15 protein-coding genes and 1 other RNA gene are annotated in these 16,708 nt (G+C 61.4%); 15 read left to right on the top strand and 1 reads right to left on the bottom strand.

Going from position 1 to position 16,708, the window contains the following annotated elements:
* Positions 1 to 191: 191 nt before the first annotated feature.
* The 9 genes from ffs to M0D69_RS29550 all read left to right on the top strand — a co-directional run bounded on the left by ffs (position 192) and on the right by M0D69_RS29550 (position 8,942).
* Positions 192 to 290: signal recognition particle sRNA small type (gene ffs / locus M0D69_RS29590), an RNA gene on the top strand.
* A 315-nt stretch (positions 291 to 605) separates the two neighbouring features.
* Positions 606 to 3,338: a DNA polymerase III subunit gamma/tau gene (locus M0D69_RS29585; RefSeq protein ID WP_301785407.1), complete on the top strand. Its 2,733-nt coding sequence runs from the start codon at positions 606 to 608 to the stop codon at positions 3,336 to 3,338.
* Between the two features lie 300 nt (positions 3,339 to 3,638).
* Positions 3,639 to 3,965: a YbaB/EbfC family nucleoid-associated protein gene (locus M0D69_RS29580; RefSeq protein ID WP_047897655.1), complete on the top strand. Its 327-nt coding sequence runs from the start codon at positions 3,639 to 3,641 to the stop codon at positions 3,963 to 3,965.
* 44 nt (positions 3,966 to 4,009) lie between these two features.
* Positions 4,010 to 4,606: a recombination mediator RecR gene (recR, locus tag M0D69_RS29575; RefSeq protein ID WP_301785406.1), complete on the top strand. Its 597-nt coding sequence runs from the start codon at positions 4,010 to 4,012 to the stop codon at positions 4,604 to 4,606.
* 45 nt (positions 4,607 to 4,651) lie between these two features.
* Positions 4,652 to 4,876: a DUF1653 domain-containing protein gene (locus tag M0D69_RS29570; RefSeq protein WP_301785405.1), complete on the top strand. Its 225-nt coding sequence runs from the start codon at positions 4,652 to 4,654 to the stop codon at positions 4,874 to 4,876.
* 91 nt (positions 4,877 to 4,967) lie between these two features.
* Positions 4,968 to 6,173 (top strand): CaiB/BaiF CoA-transferase family protein, encoded by a 1,206-nt coding sequence (locus tag M0D69_RS29565; RefSeq protein ID WP_301785404.1) that lies wholly within the window; start codon positions 4,968 to 4,970, stop codon positions 6,171 to 6,173.
* A 51-nt stretch (positions 6,174 to 6,224) separates the two neighbouring features.
* Complete coding sequence (locus M0D69_RS29560) at positions 6,225 to 7,262, top strand: ABC transporter substrate-binding protein (RefSeq protein WP_301785403.1); 1,038 nt, start codon at positions 6,225 to 6,227, stop codon at positions 7,260 to 7,262.
* A 3-nt stretch (positions 7,263 to 7,265) separates the two neighbouring features.
* A complete protein-coding gene (locus M0D69_RS29555) occupies positions 7,266 to 8,093 on the top strand; it encodes an ABC transporter ATP-binding protein (protein ID WP_301785402.1) in 828 nt (275 codons plus the stop codon).
* A gap of 24 nt (positions 8,094 to 8,117) precedes the next feature.
* On the top strand, positions 8,118 to 8,942 hold the full coding sequence (locus M0D69_RS29550) for an ABC transporter permease (protein ID WP_301785401.1): 825 nt from the start codon (positions 8,118 to 8,120) through the stop codon (positions 8,940 to 8,942).
* A gap of 46 nt (positions 8,943 to 8,988) precedes the next feature.
* Here M0D69_RS29550 and M0D69_RS29545 read toward each other — a convergent pair whose 3' ends face one another.
* Positions 8,989 to 9,963 (bottom strand): NADPH:quinone oxidoreductase family protein, encoded by a 975-nt coding sequence (locus tag M0D69_RS29545; RefSeq protein WP_301785400.1) that lies wholly within the window; start codon positions 9,961 to 9,963, stop codon positions 8,989 to 8,991.
* A gap of 196 nt (positions 9,964 to 10,159) precedes the next feature.
* Between M0D69_RS29545 and surE the strand changes: the two genes are divergently transcribed.
* From surE to rlmD, 6 genes are all read left to right on the top strand, one after another.
* A complete protein-coding gene (gene surE / locus M0D69_RS29540) occupies positions 10,160 to 10,918 on the top strand; it encodes a 5'/3'-nucleotidase SurE (protein ID WP_301785399.1) in 759 nt (252 codons plus the stop codon).
* Positions 10,915 to 12,129, top strand: a complete 1,215-nt coding sequence (locus M0D69_RS29535) for a protein-L-isoaspartate(D-aspartate) O-methyltransferase (RefSeq protein ID WP_301785398.1) — start codon at positions 10,915 to 10,917, stop codon at positions 12,127 to 12,129. The genes surE and M0D69_RS29535 overlap by 4 nt, the downstream gene beginning before the upstream one ends.
* A 5-nt stretch (positions 12,130 to 12,134) precedes the next feature.
* On the top strand, positions 12,135 to 13,121 hold the full coding sequence (locus tag M0D69_RS29530; protein WP_301785397.1) for a peptidoglycan DD-metalloendopeptidase family protein: 987 nt from the start codon (positions 12,135 to 12,137) through the stop codon (positions 13,119 to 13,121).
* An 11-nt stretch (positions 13,122 to 13,132) separates the two neighbouring features.
* Entirely contained in the window at positions 13,133 to 14,227 is a 1,095-nt protein-coding gene (gene rpoS, locus M0D69_RS29525) for an RNA polymerase sigma factor RpoS (RefSeq protein ID WP_301785396.1), read from the top strand.
* Between the two features lie 34 nt (positions 14,228 to 14,261).
* Entirely contained in the window at positions 14,262 to 15,038 is a 777-nt protein-coding gene (locus M0D69_RS29520) for a 3'-5' exonuclease (RefSeq protein ID WP_301785395.1), read from the top strand.
* 206 nt (positions 15,039 to 15,244) lie between these two features.
* On the top strand, positions 15,245 to 16,606 hold the full coding sequence (gene rlmD / locus M0D69_RS29515; RefSeq protein ID WP_301785435.1) for a 23S rRNA (uracil(1939)-C(5))-methyltransferase RlmD: 1,362 nt from the start codon (positions 15,245 to 15,247) through the stop codon (positions 16,604 to 16,606).
* Positions 16,607 to 16,708: the final 102 nt, after the last annotated feature.

Genomic DNA, 16,708 nt, shown 5'->3' with positions numbered 1-16,708 from the left:
GTCATCTTAGCTTACTTTGCTATCTGTTGCCGGTTGCCGATAGGTCCCCTCTGGACGAATTTCCGAAGCGCGATTTAGCGGGGCATTTGTATAGTGGACATAAGCGAGCCGCCCGGTCCAATGCCCGGGAATCGTGATTGCGAGCAGCTTGGTGGTGGGCGCGGCGATCCTTCTCTGATATGATTCGATGTGACGGGCCTCCTCGCATGGTGGCGCGGTCAACCTGGTCAGGTCGGGAACGAAGCAGCCACAGCCGTTTTCTACCAGTGCCGAGGGTCGGGCTCGTCACCTTCGCTTTTCGTCGTCAGTCTTCTTCGTTTTATTTCCCCTCGTTTTTCCAGATTCTTCTCAGCGTTTCTTCGTCGTCCCCTCCGTTTTGTCCCCCGTTTCAAACTTCTCGACTTTCGGGTTCCGCTTTCCGGATCATTAAGTCTGGTGTTAAGTCTTTCAAGTTCCGCGTTTTTCGCGCGCTTTTCCCGGGAGTTTTTGCCTTCGACGAAACCGTCCCGCCCGCATGCAGTGCAGGTTTCGTCGCCCGGCTTCGGTCGGCATCCGGAGCTTGGGGAAACGCTTTTGCCTCTTGACGTTGCTGATACAATTTCGGCATGACCTATCAAGTTCTCGCACGCAAGTGGCGGCCCAAATCTTTCGCTTCGCTCGTTGGCCAGGAGCACGTGGTACGCGCGCTCACGCACGCGCTCGACGGCGGACGGCTGCACCACGCCTATCTGTTCACCGGCACGCGCGGTGTCGGCAAGACAACGCTGTCGCGCATTTTCGCGAAGGCGCTCAATTGCGAGACCGGCGTGACGTCCACGCCGTGTGGCGTATGCCGGGCGTGCAAGGAGATCGACGAGGGACGGTTTGTCGATTATGTGGAGATGGACGCGGCCAGTAATCGCGGCGTGGACGAAATGGCGGCGCTGCTCGAACGCGCCGTGTACGCGCCGGTCGACGCGCGCTTCAAGGTCTACATGATCGACGAAGTGCACATGCTCACGAACCATGCGTTCAACGCGATGTTGAAGACGCTCGAAGAGCCGCCCGCGCACGTCAAGTTCATCCTGGCCACCACCGATCCGCAGAAGATTCCGGTCACCGTGCTGTCACGCTGCCTCCAGTTCAATCTGAAGCAGATGCCGGCGGGACATATCGTCGGGCATCTTGAGCATGTGCTGGGCGAAGAGAAAATTCCTTACGAGCCGCAGGCGCTGCGACTTTTGTCGCGGGCCGCCGACGGCAGCATGCGCGACGCGCTTTCGCTCACCGATCAGGCCATCGCGTATTCGGCGAACCAGGTTACCGAAGAAGCGGTGCGCGGCATGCTCGGCGCACTCGACCAGAGTTATCTGATCCGCTTGCTCGATACGCTTGCAGCCGGCGACGGGCAGGGCGTGCTTGGCATCGCAGATGAGATGGCCTTGCGGAGTTTGTCGTTTTCCACGGCGCTACAGGATCTCGCTGGCTTGTTGCACCGGATCGCGTGGGCGCAATTTGCGCCGGCTTCGGTGCTGGACGAGTGGCCGGAAGCCGCGGACATTCGTCGTTTCGCCGACTTGCTCAGCGCCGAGCACGTGCAACTGTTCTATCAGATCGCGACTATCGGGCGCGGCGAGATGGGTCTCGCACCCGATGAATACGCCGGTTTCACGATGACCCTGTTGCGCATGCTTGCGTTCGAACCCGCCGGTGGACCGGGTGGAGGAGGCGGGGGCGGCGCGCGGGTGAGGCCGGTGGTTGCGGGTTCGTCTGGTGCGGGTACGCGTGAATCGACGCCGAGCGGTGTCGCAGCTGGCGCCGCGGGTTCTTCGAGCGCTGGCGCTGCAAAACCGGTGATGAATCGTGTAGCCGATGTCGCTTCGAAGGGAGCCGCAGCGCCGGCTTCGGATCGGGTGAAAACGCCGCTCTCAAACGATGCAAGTCAGGCTGTGGTGTTCGAGCGTAGTGTCGCCGGAGAGGGACGCGGTTTGGCTTCCGCGTCGACGCCGGAATTGCTCGAGGGTCTTGCCGCGAGCAGCAATGAGGGCGTCGTTGTTGAGCCGGCGCCTGCGCAAACCGCTGGGGTTATCGATAACACCGCCGTTTCTTTGCCGAGAGAAACCCTTGGCGCCGGGCGTGAAGCGGCTGCCGATGTTGGCGGCGTGGACACGGCGAATGCGGAAGAAGGCGTTGCTGGTGCATCGAGTGCGTCGACTGTCATTTCCGCTGGCCCCGACTTGCCTGAACCGACCGATTTATCTGCAGCGCCGCAGCCTTCCACTGATACCCCTTCTTCACTAGCCGATGTCGACGAATCGGCTATTCCTGCATTCGAACCAGACACCAACCCGGCGTCGCTTGCCGTACCACTCCACGAACTGGCCGAACGCGCCGTTGCAGATCGGACGGAAAACCAGGCCGTGCCGCCGGCTGAAAAAAGCGTATCGCCACGGGCGCCGGGCGGCGCCAGCGCAGCGCTCGATGTGTTGCGCAGCGCCGGCATGCGGGTATCGTCAGATCGCGGTGTACGCGCTCCTGAACCTGTGCGCAAACCTGTGGCCCCGAAGGCCACGCCTACCGTGCAGGTTCCGGTGCCCCGTCGACCTGCTGCTTCGCCGGATCGAAGCGCGGCGCCGGCAGCGGGCGAATCCAGGTCCGGCAGTAACCAGCAGAGCGCGAGCGCTGGCAACGCAAGCGGCAGCGGTGCTGTTGCCAGTAGAAACACCGGCGGCGCAACCCCTCCGTGGGAAGAAATGCCGCTGGACGACTATCAACCGGTATCGTCGGAAGAGGGCTATTTCATGCCGCCCGACGACGGTTTCATGCCGGCGTTTGACAGCGGTCCCGATGACCTGCGCTTTAACGATGCGCCCGCCGCCAAGCCCGCGCTCAAGGTCGATGCACGTCCGCTTCCGCCTGCCGTTCCGCTCGATGTCATCGGTGTGAGTGGTGACTGGCCATCGCTTGCTGTGGACTTGCCGTTGAAGGGGATCGCTTATCAACTCGCCTTCAATAGCGAATTGACGGCCTGCGATGCTGCATCCATTACGCTTACCGTGCCCGTTCCGCAATACGCGGAAAGCGCGCAGGTCGCGAAGCTGAAGGCTGCGCTCGCCGATAAGCTCGGCCGGCCGCTCGAAGTGAGCGTGAGTGTCGGACCGACGCGTCGTACGGCCGCCGCGCTCGACGCTGCTGCTCGCGCCGAGCGCCAGCAGCAGGCAGAGCAGGAGATCACGCAGAACCCGTTCGTGCAGTCTCTGATCCGCGATTTTGGCGCGAGTATCGTGCAGGGTTCGATCAAGCCGCTTGCATCGGATAGCGCGAAGGGCGGCGGTCAAAATGCGGCATCGATGAACTGACGATTTTTGGGTTGGCGCACGGACGCTGACGCGGTGGGAAGGCAGGAAGCAATAAAGCCAGAACCCCCGCAGAACTAACGAGTCTGAGCATCAGATTGAGAGAGTCGAGCAAGCGCGAAGGTGAAGAAAGCCCTTACATGCCGGACGACTTGAACGAGCATCGAAATATCGCTGTACAGCAGATAAAGCACGCAAAGCAGATACATCATCCAACCACAGTCAGCGCGGACTTGAGCTAACCCTGAAGCGCGCGGCACGCCATTCATTCTCTTTACCTCGTTTCCCGCAAGGAGCCCGACCATGATGAAGAACCAACTCGCCGGCTTGATGAAGCAAGCTCAGCAGATGCAGGACAACATGAAGAAGATGCAGGACGAACTCGCCCTCGTCGAAGTGGAAGGACAGTCCGGCGCCGGTCTCGTGAAGGTAACGATGACGTGCAAGAACGATGTCCGCCGCGTATCGATCGACCCGAGCCTGCTCGCCGACGACAAGGACATGCTGGAGGACCTCGTCGCCGCCGCGTTCAACGACGCCGTGCGTAAAGCCGAAGCCACCACGCAGCAAAAGATGAGCGGCATGACGGCCGGCATGCCGATGCCGCCGGGTTTCAAGCTGCCGTTCTAAACCGTTCCAAACACGACAACCCTCAGAGCATACGGCCTTAGCGCATGAAACAACCTTCCGCCTTGTCGGCGCTCGTCGAAGCGCTGCGCGCGTTGCCGGGCGTGGGTCCCAAGTCGGCGCAGCGCATGGCCTATCACCTGATGCAGCACGACCGGCCGGGTGCCGAAAAACTCGGCCGCTCGCTGATGTTCGCGACCGAGCATTTGCAGCACTGCGAGAAGTGCAACACATTCACCGAGGCGGCAATCTGCGAGCTCTGCAGTGACCCCGAACGCGATCCCGAACTGCTCTGCGTGGTCGAAACGCCCGCCGACCAGATCATGCTCGAACAGACGCTGACGTACCGTGGACTGTATTTCGTGCTGATGGGACGCCTGAGCCCGCTTGATGGCATCGGGCCGAAAGAGATCCATTTCGATCGCCTGATCCAGCGTGCCACCGACGGTCTCGTGAAGGAAATCGTGCTCGCCACGAACTTCACGAACGAGGGTGAGGCGACCGCACATTACCTCGCGCAGACGCTCAAATCGAAGGGTCTGAAGGTGACGCGCCTCGCACGCGGTGTGCCGGTGGGCGGCGAACTCGAATATGTCGATGCAGGCACGATCGCGCGTGCGATGCTGGACCGGCGCTCGGTTTAGACAGCCTCGGTTTAGACCGCATTTACACCGCAACAAGGCAAGGACATGACCGAAGCAGAAGCATTGGCGCTCGCCACGCACCGGCATTACAAGGGCGGTTTGTATCGCGTGATTGGCGTGGCGCGGCATTCCGAGACGGAAGAGCCGATGATTGTCTACGAACATCTCTGGCCGCACGATCACGGTTTGTGGGTGCGTCCCGCGGAACTGTTCAACGGCACGCTTGCCGACGGTTCGCCGCGATTCCAGGCGCTTGATATTGCGCTGTAAGGGCTGCTTAAATTACGTCCATCAGCTACGTCAGTAAGCTACGTCAAGCCGCTGCGCAAACCGCTGTGAAGACAACAACGAAGGAGACACCATGAGTGCATCCACGGGACCGCTCGCCGGCGTCAAGGTGCTCGAGCTGGGTACATTGATCGCCGGGCCGTTCGCCGCGCGCTTCATGGGCGAGTTCGGCGCCGATGTGATCAAGATCGAAGATCCGAACGGCGGAGACCCGCTGCGCAAATGGCGCAAGCTTTATCCCGAAGTGGGCGGGACGTCGCTATGGTGGGCCGTCCAGGCACGCAATAAAAAATCGGTGACGGTCAATCTCAAGGATCCGGAAGGTAAGGAAATCGTCCGGCGGCTGGCGAAGGAAGCCGATATCGTCGTGGAAAATTTCCGGCCGGGTTTGCTCGAAAAACTCGGATTGGGCTACGAGGTTTTGTCCGCCGAAAATCCGGGGCTCGTGATGGTGCGCCTGTCCGGCTACGGGCAAACCGGGCCGTATCGCGACCGGCCGGGTTTTGGCGCTATCGCTGAATCGATGGGTGGGTTGCGCCACATCACGGGCTATCCCGATCTGCCGCCGCCGCGCATCGGTATTTCCATTGGCGACTCCATTGCCGCGCTGCATGGCGTGATCGGAGCGTTGATGGCGCTGCATCATAAGCAAGCGAATGGCGGCAAGGGACAGGTGGTGGATGTTGCGCTGTATGAAGCCGTGTTCAACATGATGGAAAGCGTCGTGCCGGAATACGGCGTGTACGGAATGATCCGCGAGCGCACGGGTGCCTCGCTGCCGGGCATCGTGCCGTCGAATACGTATCCTTGCCGCGACGGCAGCATCGTGATCGGCGGCAATAGCGATCCGATCTTCAAGCGGCTGATGTTCGCCATTGGCCGAGAGGATCTGGGCAACGATCCCACGCTCGCATCGAATGACGGGCGCGTGCCGCGCACACGGGAAATAGACGATGCGATTCGCGTATGGCTGTGTACCCGGTCCATCGATGAGGCGCTCGCCGTGCTGAACGCCGCCGATGTTCCAGCAGGCCGTATCTACAGTGTGGCCGATATGTTCACCGATCCGCAATACATTGCGCGTCAGATGATCCAGCGTTTTCCGTGGCAGGACGGCCGGGAGATTCCGCTGCCGAACGTCACGCCGAAGCTGTCGGAAACACCCGGCGAGACACGCTGGCTCGGCCCGCAACTCGGTGAACACACCGATGAAGTCCTGCGATCGCTCGGGTATGATCCTGACGAGATTGCGCGGCTGCGGGCGAACAAGGCGATTTAACTCTTCGAGCCGCAAATAAGGCCGCCAAAAATAAAAAGCCAAGGAGACAGGATGCAACGCAGGACATTCATCGCGAGCGGTGCGGCGCTTGCCGCCGGTGCACTGATCGAAACCCCATTCGCGTTCGCGCAAGCTAAGCTGGAACATCCGCAGGTCTCGATCGCGGTCGGCGGCAAGAATCTTTTCTATTATTTGCCGCTCACCATTGCCGAGCGTCGCAACTATTTCAAGGACGAAGGGCTGGATATCGAGATATCCGACTTTGCCGGCGGCGCGAAAGCGTTGCAGGCAGCGGTGGGCGGCAGCGCGGATGTGGTTTCCGGTGCGTTCGAACATACGCTGCTGCTGCAGGCGAAGGGCCAGATGTTCCGCGAATTCGTGTTGCAGGGGCGGGCGCCGCAGATTGTGCTGGCGGTATCGAAGAAGGCAATGCCCAACTACAAGAGCATCGCCGATCTCAAAGGCAAGAAGATCGGCGTGACCGCGCCGGGTTCGTCGACGTCCATCATGGCGAGTTTCGTGCTGGCCAAAGCGGGGCTGACGGCGAGCGATGTGTCGTTCATCGGCGTGGGTGCCGGAGCGGGCGCGATCGCCGCCTTGCAGTCGGGCCAGATCGACGCGCTTGCGAACCTCGATCCGGTGATGACCAAGCTGGAGCGTTCCGGCGATATCCGGGTGATCTCCGACACACGCACGCTTAACGACACCCGCACCGTGTTCGGCGGCAATATGCCGGCCGGGTGCCTGTACGCATCGCAGAGTTTCATCACGAAAAATCCGAACACCACGCAGGCGCTGACCAACGCGATGGTGCGCGCGCTGAAGTGGCTGCAGACCGCGTCCGGCAAGGACCTGATCGCGACGGTGCCCGAAGGTTATTTGCTGGGCGACAGCGCGCTTTATCTCGATGCATGGCAGCACGTGAAGGAAGCGATGTCGCCGGATGGAATGATACCCGCCGACGGTCCCGCCACGTCGCTCAAGACCCTGCAAGCCTTCGATGAAACCATAAAAGGCAAGCCGATCGATTTGTCGAAGACCTGGACCAACGACTTCGTGAAGAAGGCATTGGCCACGGTCAAGGCCTGATCGATGTCGCACACTTCTGCCCAAGTCCCCGCTCTCGCGCTGGAAAACGTCACTTGCACGTTCGCCTCGCGCGACGATCACAACTCGCGTTACACGGCCGTCAAGGACACAAGCTTGCGCGTGGCGCCCGGCGAGTTCGTCTCGGTCGTCGGACCAACGGGTTGCGGCAAATCCACGCTGTTGAACGTGGGCGCCGGGTTGCTCGCGCCTTCCTCGGGCACGGTCAGCGTTTTTGGCGAAGAGCTGCGCGGCGTCAACCGCCGCGCGGGTTACATGTTCCAGGCCGAAGCGCTGATGCCGTGGCGCTCGGCACTGGACAACGTCACCGCGGGGTTGTCGTTTCGCGGCGTGCCAAAAGACGAGGCACGCGCGAAGGGCGACGAGTGGCTGAAGCGCGTTGGCCTGGGTGGTTTCGGCGACCGTTACCCGCACCAGTTGTCCGGCGGTATGAGAAAGCGCGTGGGCATGGCGCAGACCCTGATCCTCGATCCCGACATCATCCTGATGGACGAGCCGTTTTCCGCCCTCGATATCCAGACGCGCCAGCTCATGGAGAACGAATTGCTCGAACTCTGGGCCGACAAGCGCAAAGCCGTGCTTTTCATCACGCACGACCTGGACGAAGCGATTTCGTTGTCCGACCGAGTGGTGGTGCTGTCGGCAGGGCCGGGCACGCATCCGATAGGCGAATTTGTCATCGACCTGCCGCGGCCGCGCGACGTAGCCGAAATCCGTACCCATCCGCGCTTTGTCGAGTTGCACGCGCAGATCTGGGGTGTGCTGCGGGAAGAGGTGTTGAAGGGCTACAAGCAACAGCTCGCAGCCGTTTAAATTGCCGGGAAGAGTCAATCGATCATGTGGAAAACCTTGGCGCCGAACCGCGCGAACCTGGTGCTCTGGCAGTGGCTGCTGCTCGTTCTTTGTTTCGTGCTCTGGTATGTCCTGACCAGTCCGACATTGCTGCCGGCTTTCTATTTCGACGACTCCAGCAAGGCCGCGTTCTTCTTCGGCGAACCGCAGAAGGTGCTGCTGCGCATCTGGCAGTGGTTCACGACCGGCGAGATCTATGTGCATCTGTGGGTCACGCTGATAGAAACCGTGCTCGCGTTTGTGATCGGAACGGTCTTCGGACTCGGCATTGGCTTATGGCTCGCACTCGCGCCCGTGATGAGCGCGCTCTTCGATCCGTACATCAAGGCCGCCAATTCCATGCCGCGCGTGATCCTCGCACCGATCTTCGCGGTGTGGTTCGGACTCGGCATCTGGTCGAAAGTGGCGCTCGGCGTCACGCTGGTGTTTTTCATCGTGTTCTTCAACGTGTATCAGGGCGTGAAGGAGGTGAGTCCGGTCGTGCTCGCGAACGCCCGGATGCTCGGCGCGAATCGCAAACAATTGCTGCGGTACGTCTATTTGCCAAGTGCCACGAGCTGGGTGTTCTCCAGTCTGCATACATCGGTCGGACTGGCGTTCGTCGGTTCCGTTGTGGGTGAATACCTGGGCTCGGCGCGCGGGGTGGGATATCTGATCCTGCAAGCTGAAGGTACCTTCGACATCAACACGGTGTTCGCCGGGATTCTCGTGCTCACTGCGTTTGCGCTGGTGCTGGACGGTATCGTCACGCTGGTCGAGCGGCGCCTGATGAAATGGCAGCCGAGCGCGGCCGATACCGAAAAAATGTGAGGCGCGGCGGACGGTTTCTTGGTGCCATCCACCGCGTCCCGATTCATCAAGGTTCGATCACAATTTTTCCAGACACGCGCCGGCTCGCCATATCGGTCAACGCCTCGGCGGTTTGTTCTAGCGTGTAGCGCTTCGTGATGTGAGGCCGCACCCGGCCGTCCCCGATCCAGCCGAAAATCTGCTGCAGTGCGGCGCTCGCCAGTTCCGGCTCACGCTGGATATGCTGACCCCAAAACACGCCGACAATACTCGCGCCCTTGAGCAGCGCGAGGTTCAGGGGCAGCTTCGGAATCTCGCCGTTCGCAAACCCGACCACAAGATACCGCCCACGCCACCCGATGCTGCGAAAAGCCGGTTCCGCGTACTCGCCGCCGACCGGATCGTAGATCACGTCGGGCCCGTTCCCGTCCGTCAGTGCCTTGATCCGTTCGCGCAGGTTTTCGCTCTTGTAGTCGATGGTGGCATCCGCGCCATGCTCCACGCACAACGCGAGCTTTTCCGGACTCGATGCCGCTGCAATGACACGCGCCCCGAGCGCCTTGCCAATTTCCACCGCAGCCAGCCCGACGCCGCCCGCCGCCCCCAGCACGAGCATGGTTTCGCCGGCCTTCAGCGCCCCCCGGTCGACCACCGCGTGGTGAGACGTGCCATACGCGAGCGTGATGGCGGCAGCGCTTGCAAAGTCGATGTCGTCGGGCAACGACATGCAGGCCGCCTCGCTCGCCAGCGCCTGCTCGGCGAATGCGCCTTGCGCCGTGTAGGCGGCGACCCGCATGCCGGCCTTCAGCCGCTTGACGTCCGGACCCACTGCCCGTACCACACCCGCGAATTCGGACCCCGGCGTGAACGGCAGTTCGGGTTTCATCTGATACTTGTTCTGGATCACGAGGACGTCGGGGAAATTCACACTGGCGGCGCGTACGTCGATCACCACTTGGCCAGGCCCGGGCTGGAGATCGGGCAGCGTCTCCAGAACGAGTGATTCCGGTGGTCCGTACTGGTTGCATCGAATGGCGCGCATGGTGTCTCCCTATGAAAATTTCGTGATCTGGCAGTGTAGATCAGGGATGCATGAGCGCACGTTTGCGCCCGCGTCGTTGGCCGAAAGGCCTATAAAACGCATGCGTATCGTCGACCGTTACACGATGGAGCAGGCCGTTCGGCCGAGTGCCCCGCCGTCGATCCGCGGGCCTTCCTTCCTCGGTTACAATCGTCGGATGCGAATCCTACTCAGTAACGACGACGGTTATCTGGCCCGCGGCCTCAACGTGCTGCATGCGGCCATGCAGCCGCTTGGCGAAGTCACCGTGATGGCGCCCGAGCAAAACTGCAGCGGCGCTTCGAACTCGCTGACGCTTTCGCGGCCGCTCACCATCCACACCGCGCCGAACGGTTTCAACTACGTGAACGGCACGCCAACGGACTCGGTGCACATTGCGCTGACGGGCATGCTGGCGGAGCAGCCGGATCTGGTCGTATCGGGTATCAACAACGGTCAGAACATGGGCGAGGACACGCTGTATTCCGGCACGGTCGCGGCCGCCACTGAGGGGTTCATGTTCGGCGTGCCGGCGATTGCGTTTTCGCTTGTCGGCCGCGACTGGCTGCATCTCGATGACGCAGCGCGCGTGGCCGCGGACATCGTCGCGCACTATCTCGCGCATCCCATGCCCGGCCATCCGCTGCTCAATGTAAACATTCCGAGTCTGCCGTATGACGAGATGGGCGAGTGGCGTATTACGCGGCTCGGCAAGCGCCATCCATCGCAGCCGGTAATACGGGAAATCGATCCGCGCGGTAATCCGATCTGGTGGATCGGGCCGTCCGGCGACGCGCTCGATGCCAGCGAGGGCACCGACTTTCACGCGGTGGCGAATGGCCACATCTCGATCACGCCGCTGCAACTCGATCTGACGCATACCAAGCTGTTGCCCGCCACGCGCGAGTGGGCAGAGGCGCGGAGCCGGCGTTCATGACGGACGAGCGCGCGAAACGCTTTCCGCTGGCGCTCGCCGATCTGGTGCGCGAGCCGCGCAAGGCGACTGCGCGTCCCGATGCGCGCAGCAAGCCAGGGACAAAACCGGCGATCAAGCCGGCATTGAAGGCGATTCCGGGCGGCAGCAGTGTTTTGAAATCCGCATCGACCACGCACAAGGCTGGCGTGGCCACAACGAAACCGGCGGACGGCAAGGCAGCAAAACCGTCCACGGCCATGCATTCCGCTACGAAGGCAAGTGCTGCGGCGAAACCTAAATCGCCCGCGCTGGCGGGCAACACGGCGGCGCGAGGCGTGGCGGGAAGTTCTGCCGCATCGACGAGCAATGCACATCGTTCGCCTGCAAGATTGCATACCGCGTCGAAGCCTTCGACGGTTGTCGCGCATCATCAGCCCGGCGCGCTGCGCTCGGGTGCGCGTTCGAACGAAACGCGTGATCTTCAGCCGCCGCACGCAAAGTCGGATATCAAGCAGACGCCGCAGCACGACATCAAACCGCCCCCCGCCCGAAAAGCCGCTTCCCAGGCGGGACAGCAGAGCACCCACGCGCTGACATCGGAACGTGTACGGGAGCGCATGGTCGAACGGCTGCGCGCTAACGGCATTACGGATGCGCGCGTGCTTGCCGCCATGTCCGTCGTGCCCCGCCATATGTTCGTCGATCCCGGACTTGCTGCGCAGGCTTATGAGGATGCTGCGCTGCCCATCGGGCATCATCAAACTATCTCGAAGCCGTCGGTGGTCGCGCGGATGATCGAGCTGGTCGCGGCCGGGCGCACGCTCAAGAGCGTGCTGGAAATCGGCACGGGCTGCGGTTATCAGGCGGCGGTGTTGTCGCAGGTAGCAACCGACGTGTATTCCATTGAGCGGATCCGGCCGTTATCCGAGCGTGCGAAGCTGAATTTGCGGCCGTTGCGCGTGCCGAACATCCGGTTGCATTACGGCGATGGCCGCCTCGGACTGCCGGCGGCAGCGCCGTTCGACGCTATCGTGATCGCTTGCGCCGGACTCGACGTTCCGCAGGCGTTGCTTGATCAACTCGCTATCGGCGGCAGACTTGTTGCGCCTGTTGGATCGCAGACGGCGCAAGCGCAGATACTGACGCTCGTCGAGCGCGTTTCGCCCACTCAATGGCGCGAGTCGCAGCTTGATCGGGTTTTCTTTGTACCTTTAAAATCCGGAGTGATTTGACACCGATGAGTATGTTGCGTGCTAAACGAGAAGTGAGCGCGAACCCCGGTTTGACGGCGGTTCAGCGCGGTGTATGCGTCGTGGCGCTGTCCGCACTGGCCGCGTGCGCGACCCGGATGGATCAGGCGCCCGTCGTCGACCGGACTGGATCCGCTATCGGCACGCAAGCCGCTCAGGACGGGTCCGTGTTACCGCCGGGTCCGCCGCCACCGGGTTACTACAGGGTGAAGCCGGGTGACACCCTATACCGGATCGCACTGGAAAACGGCCAGAATTATCGGGATATCGCGTCGTGGAACAACATGACGAACCCGAACCAGATCGAAGTCGATCAGTTGCTGCGCGTGGCGCCTCCGGGCGCCAATCTCGCCGCCGCGACACCGGGCGTTTCTACCGCTCCTATTGTTGGTGGCGGTGTGCAAGCCCAGCCGCTGAACAGTACGTACGGTACCAACACGCAGGGTGCGCAACCCGGCGCGAATGGCTACACGAATGGTAGCGTTCCGCCGCCGCCGAACTACGGCACGTCGTCCGGCATGGGGACGGCGACGCCCGGCGCCGTGGCGCCCGGATTGGCCATGACGCAGCCGCCGGCAACGGGTGTCGACAACGGTGCCGCAGCAGCTCAGCCTACGTTCATCTGGCCGGCGCGCGGACCGATTCTCGGCACGTTTGACGAGGCGAAGAACAAAGGGTTGAACATTGGCGGCGCGGCCGGAGAACCGGTCAACGCATCGGCGGATGGACGGGTCGTCTACTCCGGCAACGGTCTGCGCGGATACGGCAATCTCATCATCATCAAGCACGACGCAACTTTTCTTACCGCATACGCACATAACAGCGCTTTGATGGTAAAAGAGGGAGACGCGGTGACAAAAGGGCAGAAAATCGCCGAGATGGGCAACAGCGATTCGGACCGCGTGATGTTGCATTTCGAAGTTCGCCGGCAGGGCAAACCTGTCGACCCTCTGAAGTATTTGCCGCCGCAATAAGCGAAATCATCATGCCTAAATCGAAGCGCCGCGCGCCGCAAGCCGAGACTGAGACAATCAGCCGACCCACGCAGACAACGGTGGAAGACGGCGCTTCGAGCCAGGCAGACGAGGCTGAAACTGAAACGGCGGACGCCGAACTCGATTCCGACGAAGAAAGTGGTGTGAACGGCAAGGATCCAGGCGAAGGCGCAAACGATTCCGTGCCCGACGTCGACGATTTCAAGTCGATACTGCAGGCCGAACTCACGGCCGACACAATCCAGCATTACCTGAACCGCATCAGCGTGAAGCCGCTACTGACTGTGGAGGAAGAGCAGCGTTATTCGCGGCTGGCGAAAGCCGGTGAATTCGAAGCACGCCAGGTGATGATCGAGCGCAATCTGCGGCTCGTGGTCAGTATCGCGAAGGGTTATCTGAATCGCGGCGTGCCGTTGCTCGATCTGATCGAGGAAGGCAATCTCGGTTTGATGCACGCTATCGAAAAATTCGATCCCACGCGCGGTTTCCGGTTTTCGACGTATGCCACGTGGTGGATCCGCCAGAGCATCGAGCGCGCGATCATGAATCAGGCGCGCACGGTGCGTTTGCCCGTGCACGTGATTCGCGAACTCAACCAGGTGCTGCGCGCGAAACGTCATCTTGAAAAAAGCTCGGCGAATTCGACGGCAGCCATTGCACCGGATCGGCGCGACGCGAGTATTGACGACATCGCGCATCTCACCGGGAAAACGCCCGAGGAAGTGACAGACATCCTCGCGCTCAACGAACACACGGCGTCGCTCGACGCTCCGCTGGATCTCGATCCGGCGAGCAGCCTGCTCGACCTCCTGTCCGACGACGCCAGCCAGTCACCGGATTCGGAAGTTCAGCATCGCGAACTCGAAACGCTGACGAAGCTGTGGCTTTCCCGTCTCTCCGACAAACACCGGCACGTCATCGAGCGCCGCTTCGGCCTGAACCATATCGAACCGGCCACACTCGAAGAACTCGCCGACGAAATGGGGCTGACGCGCGAACGCGTTCGCCAGATCCAGCAAGAAGCACTGGTCCGGCTCAAGCGCTTCTTTGCATCGAACGGTGTGCGAAAAGACGCCGTGCTTTAGGCGCTGCCGGTTGTAACGCTGCCCTCAAAAAACAATGACTCCAATTCTCGTATTCGACATCGAGACGATTCCCGATGTCGACGGTATTCGCCGTCTCGACAACCTTCCCGCCACGCTCACCGACATCGAGGTTGCGGAGCACGCGTTCGCCGCGCGCCGTGAGCGGGTCGGCAACGACTTCCTGCCGCATCATCTGCAGCGCGTTGCCGCAATTTCGTGCGTATTCCGCGATAACACCGGTTTTCGCGTACGCTCGCTTGGCACTACGACGGACTCCGAGGCAACGCTGATCCAGTCGTTTTTTCGCGTGATCGAAAAGTACACACCGCAGCTCGTTTCATGGAACGGCGGCGGTTTCGATCTGCCCGTGCTGCACTATCGGGCGCTGGTGCATGGTGTGACGGCGTCGCGTTACTGGGACCTCGGCAACGACGACCGCGAGTTTCGCTACAACAACTACATCAGCCGTTACCACGCGCGCCACACCGACCTGATGGACGTGCTCGCGATGTACCAGGCGCGCGCAAACGCACCGCTCGATGCACTCGCCAAGCTCTGCGGTTTTCCCGGTAAGCTCGGTATGGACGGCGGCATGGTCTGGCAGGCTTATGCGGAAGGGCGCATAGAAGAAATTCGCAACTATTGCGAGACGGACGTGGTCAACACGTACCTGATGTACTGCCGTTTCCAACTGATGCGAGGCGGTTTTTCCGCCGAAGAATATGCCGACGAGATCAGCTTCGTGAAGAATGCGCTGGCGCTTGAACCGGCGGCGCACTGGGCAGAATATCTCGCGGCGTTCGAGCGCTGAGCGTCGGGCCGGGGCTCTCCCGGCATCGTCTACAATCTCGCCTTTGCTGCTCTTTTTTCCCCTGGGTTTTCCCCCTACGTTTCGCTTCGTCGTTTCGCTTCGTCGTTACGCTCGTTTTTCACATTGGTTTTTCACATTAGCCAGGAAGTCCGCAGGTGTCTCACGCTCGAAAAAAATCGCGTAATCGCCGGAATTTCCCGGTTCGAATCGTTCCCCTAGACCCTTCGGCCGCTCCGCTCGAGATCGAAATCAAATCGCTCGATATGGACGCGCAAGGCGTCGGCCGCACGACGACCGAAGACGGCTCGGACGGCAAGGTTATTTTCGTGGAAGGCGCGCTGCCGGGCGAACGTGTCTTGTATGCAAGCTTTCGCAAGAAGGCCGCGTTTGAGCAGGCGCTGTTGATCAAGGTCCTGCGGGAAAGCGTGATGCGCACGCGTCCGAAATGCCCTTATTTCAGTAAATGCGGCGGCTGCTCCATGCAGCACCTCGACGTGCGGGCGCAGATCGCCGTCAAGCAGCGCGTGCTTGAGGACAACCTTCAGCACATCGGCAAACTGCGCGCGGAAACGATTTACCGGCCTATTCATGGGCCGTCGTGGGGATACCGGTATCGGGCGCGGCTGGCTGTGCGGCTTATCGCGGGAAAGGGCGGGGCGCTGGTGGGATTTCACGAGAAAAAGAGCAGCTTCGTCGCCGACATGGAAACGTGCGAAGTGCTGCCGCCGCATGTGTCGGCGCTGCTTATGCCGCTACGTTCGCTTGTCCGCGATTTGTCCATTCGCGATCGCCTGCCGCAGATCGAAGTGGCCGTGGGCGCGGAAGTGACAGCGCTGGTGCTGCGGATTCTTGAATCGTTGACGCAGGCGGACGAAGCGCTGCTGCGTACTTTCGCCGATGCACATGGCGTCCAGTTCTGGCTGCAGCCGAAGGGACCGGAGACGGCTTATCCGTTTTATCCGCTCGGGCAGGAGTTGGCTTACACGCTGCCCGAATTCGGCATCCGCATGCCGTTCAAGCCGACCGATTTCACCCAGGTCAATCATCAGATCAACCGGGTGCTTGTCAGTCGCGCGTTGCGGCTGCTGGGCGCGCGGCGTACGGATCGGGTGCTGGATCTGTTTTGCGGCATCGGCAATTTCACGCTGCCGCTTGCGCGGGTGGCGCGCGAGGTAGTGGGCATAGAGGGCAGCGAGGGCCTGACCGAACGCGCGCTCGAGAATGCCAAGGCAAATGGCGTCGATGGACATACGACGTTCGCATGCCGAAACCTCTTCGAGATCACCGCGGACGATTTTCGCGCGCTAGGCCCCTTCGACAAAGTTCTCATCGATCCGCCACGTGAAGGTGCGCTGGCGGTGTCGAAGGCGCTTGGAGAGATTGCGCAGAGTGGCGAGGGAGTATTGCCGAAGCGGATCGTGTACGTCTCCTGCAATCCAGCAACTCTCGCCCGCGACGCCGGTCTGCTCGTGCGCGACGCCGGTTATCGCATGAAGGGCGCGGGCGTGGTGAACATGTTTCCGCATACATCGCATGTCGAATCGATTGCGCTGTTCGAGCGCGATTGAGCGCTGCCGGTAATGGGGGCTTGACGTCCTCGCGGTCCTAAAGGACTGGGATTCCTTCTGCAAGACGGCCACGTCCGGCCGCAGCATGGGTTGACGCAAGGC

The organism is Caballeronia sp. SEWSISQ10-4 2 (assembly GCF_030464885.1).
GTDB lineage: Bacteria > Pseudomonadota > Gammaproteobacteria > Burkholderiales > Burkholderiaceae > Caballeronia.
The sequence above is the reverse complement of the archived record's forward strand: the minus strand, read 5'-3'. Positions and strand labels throughout refer to the sequence as shown.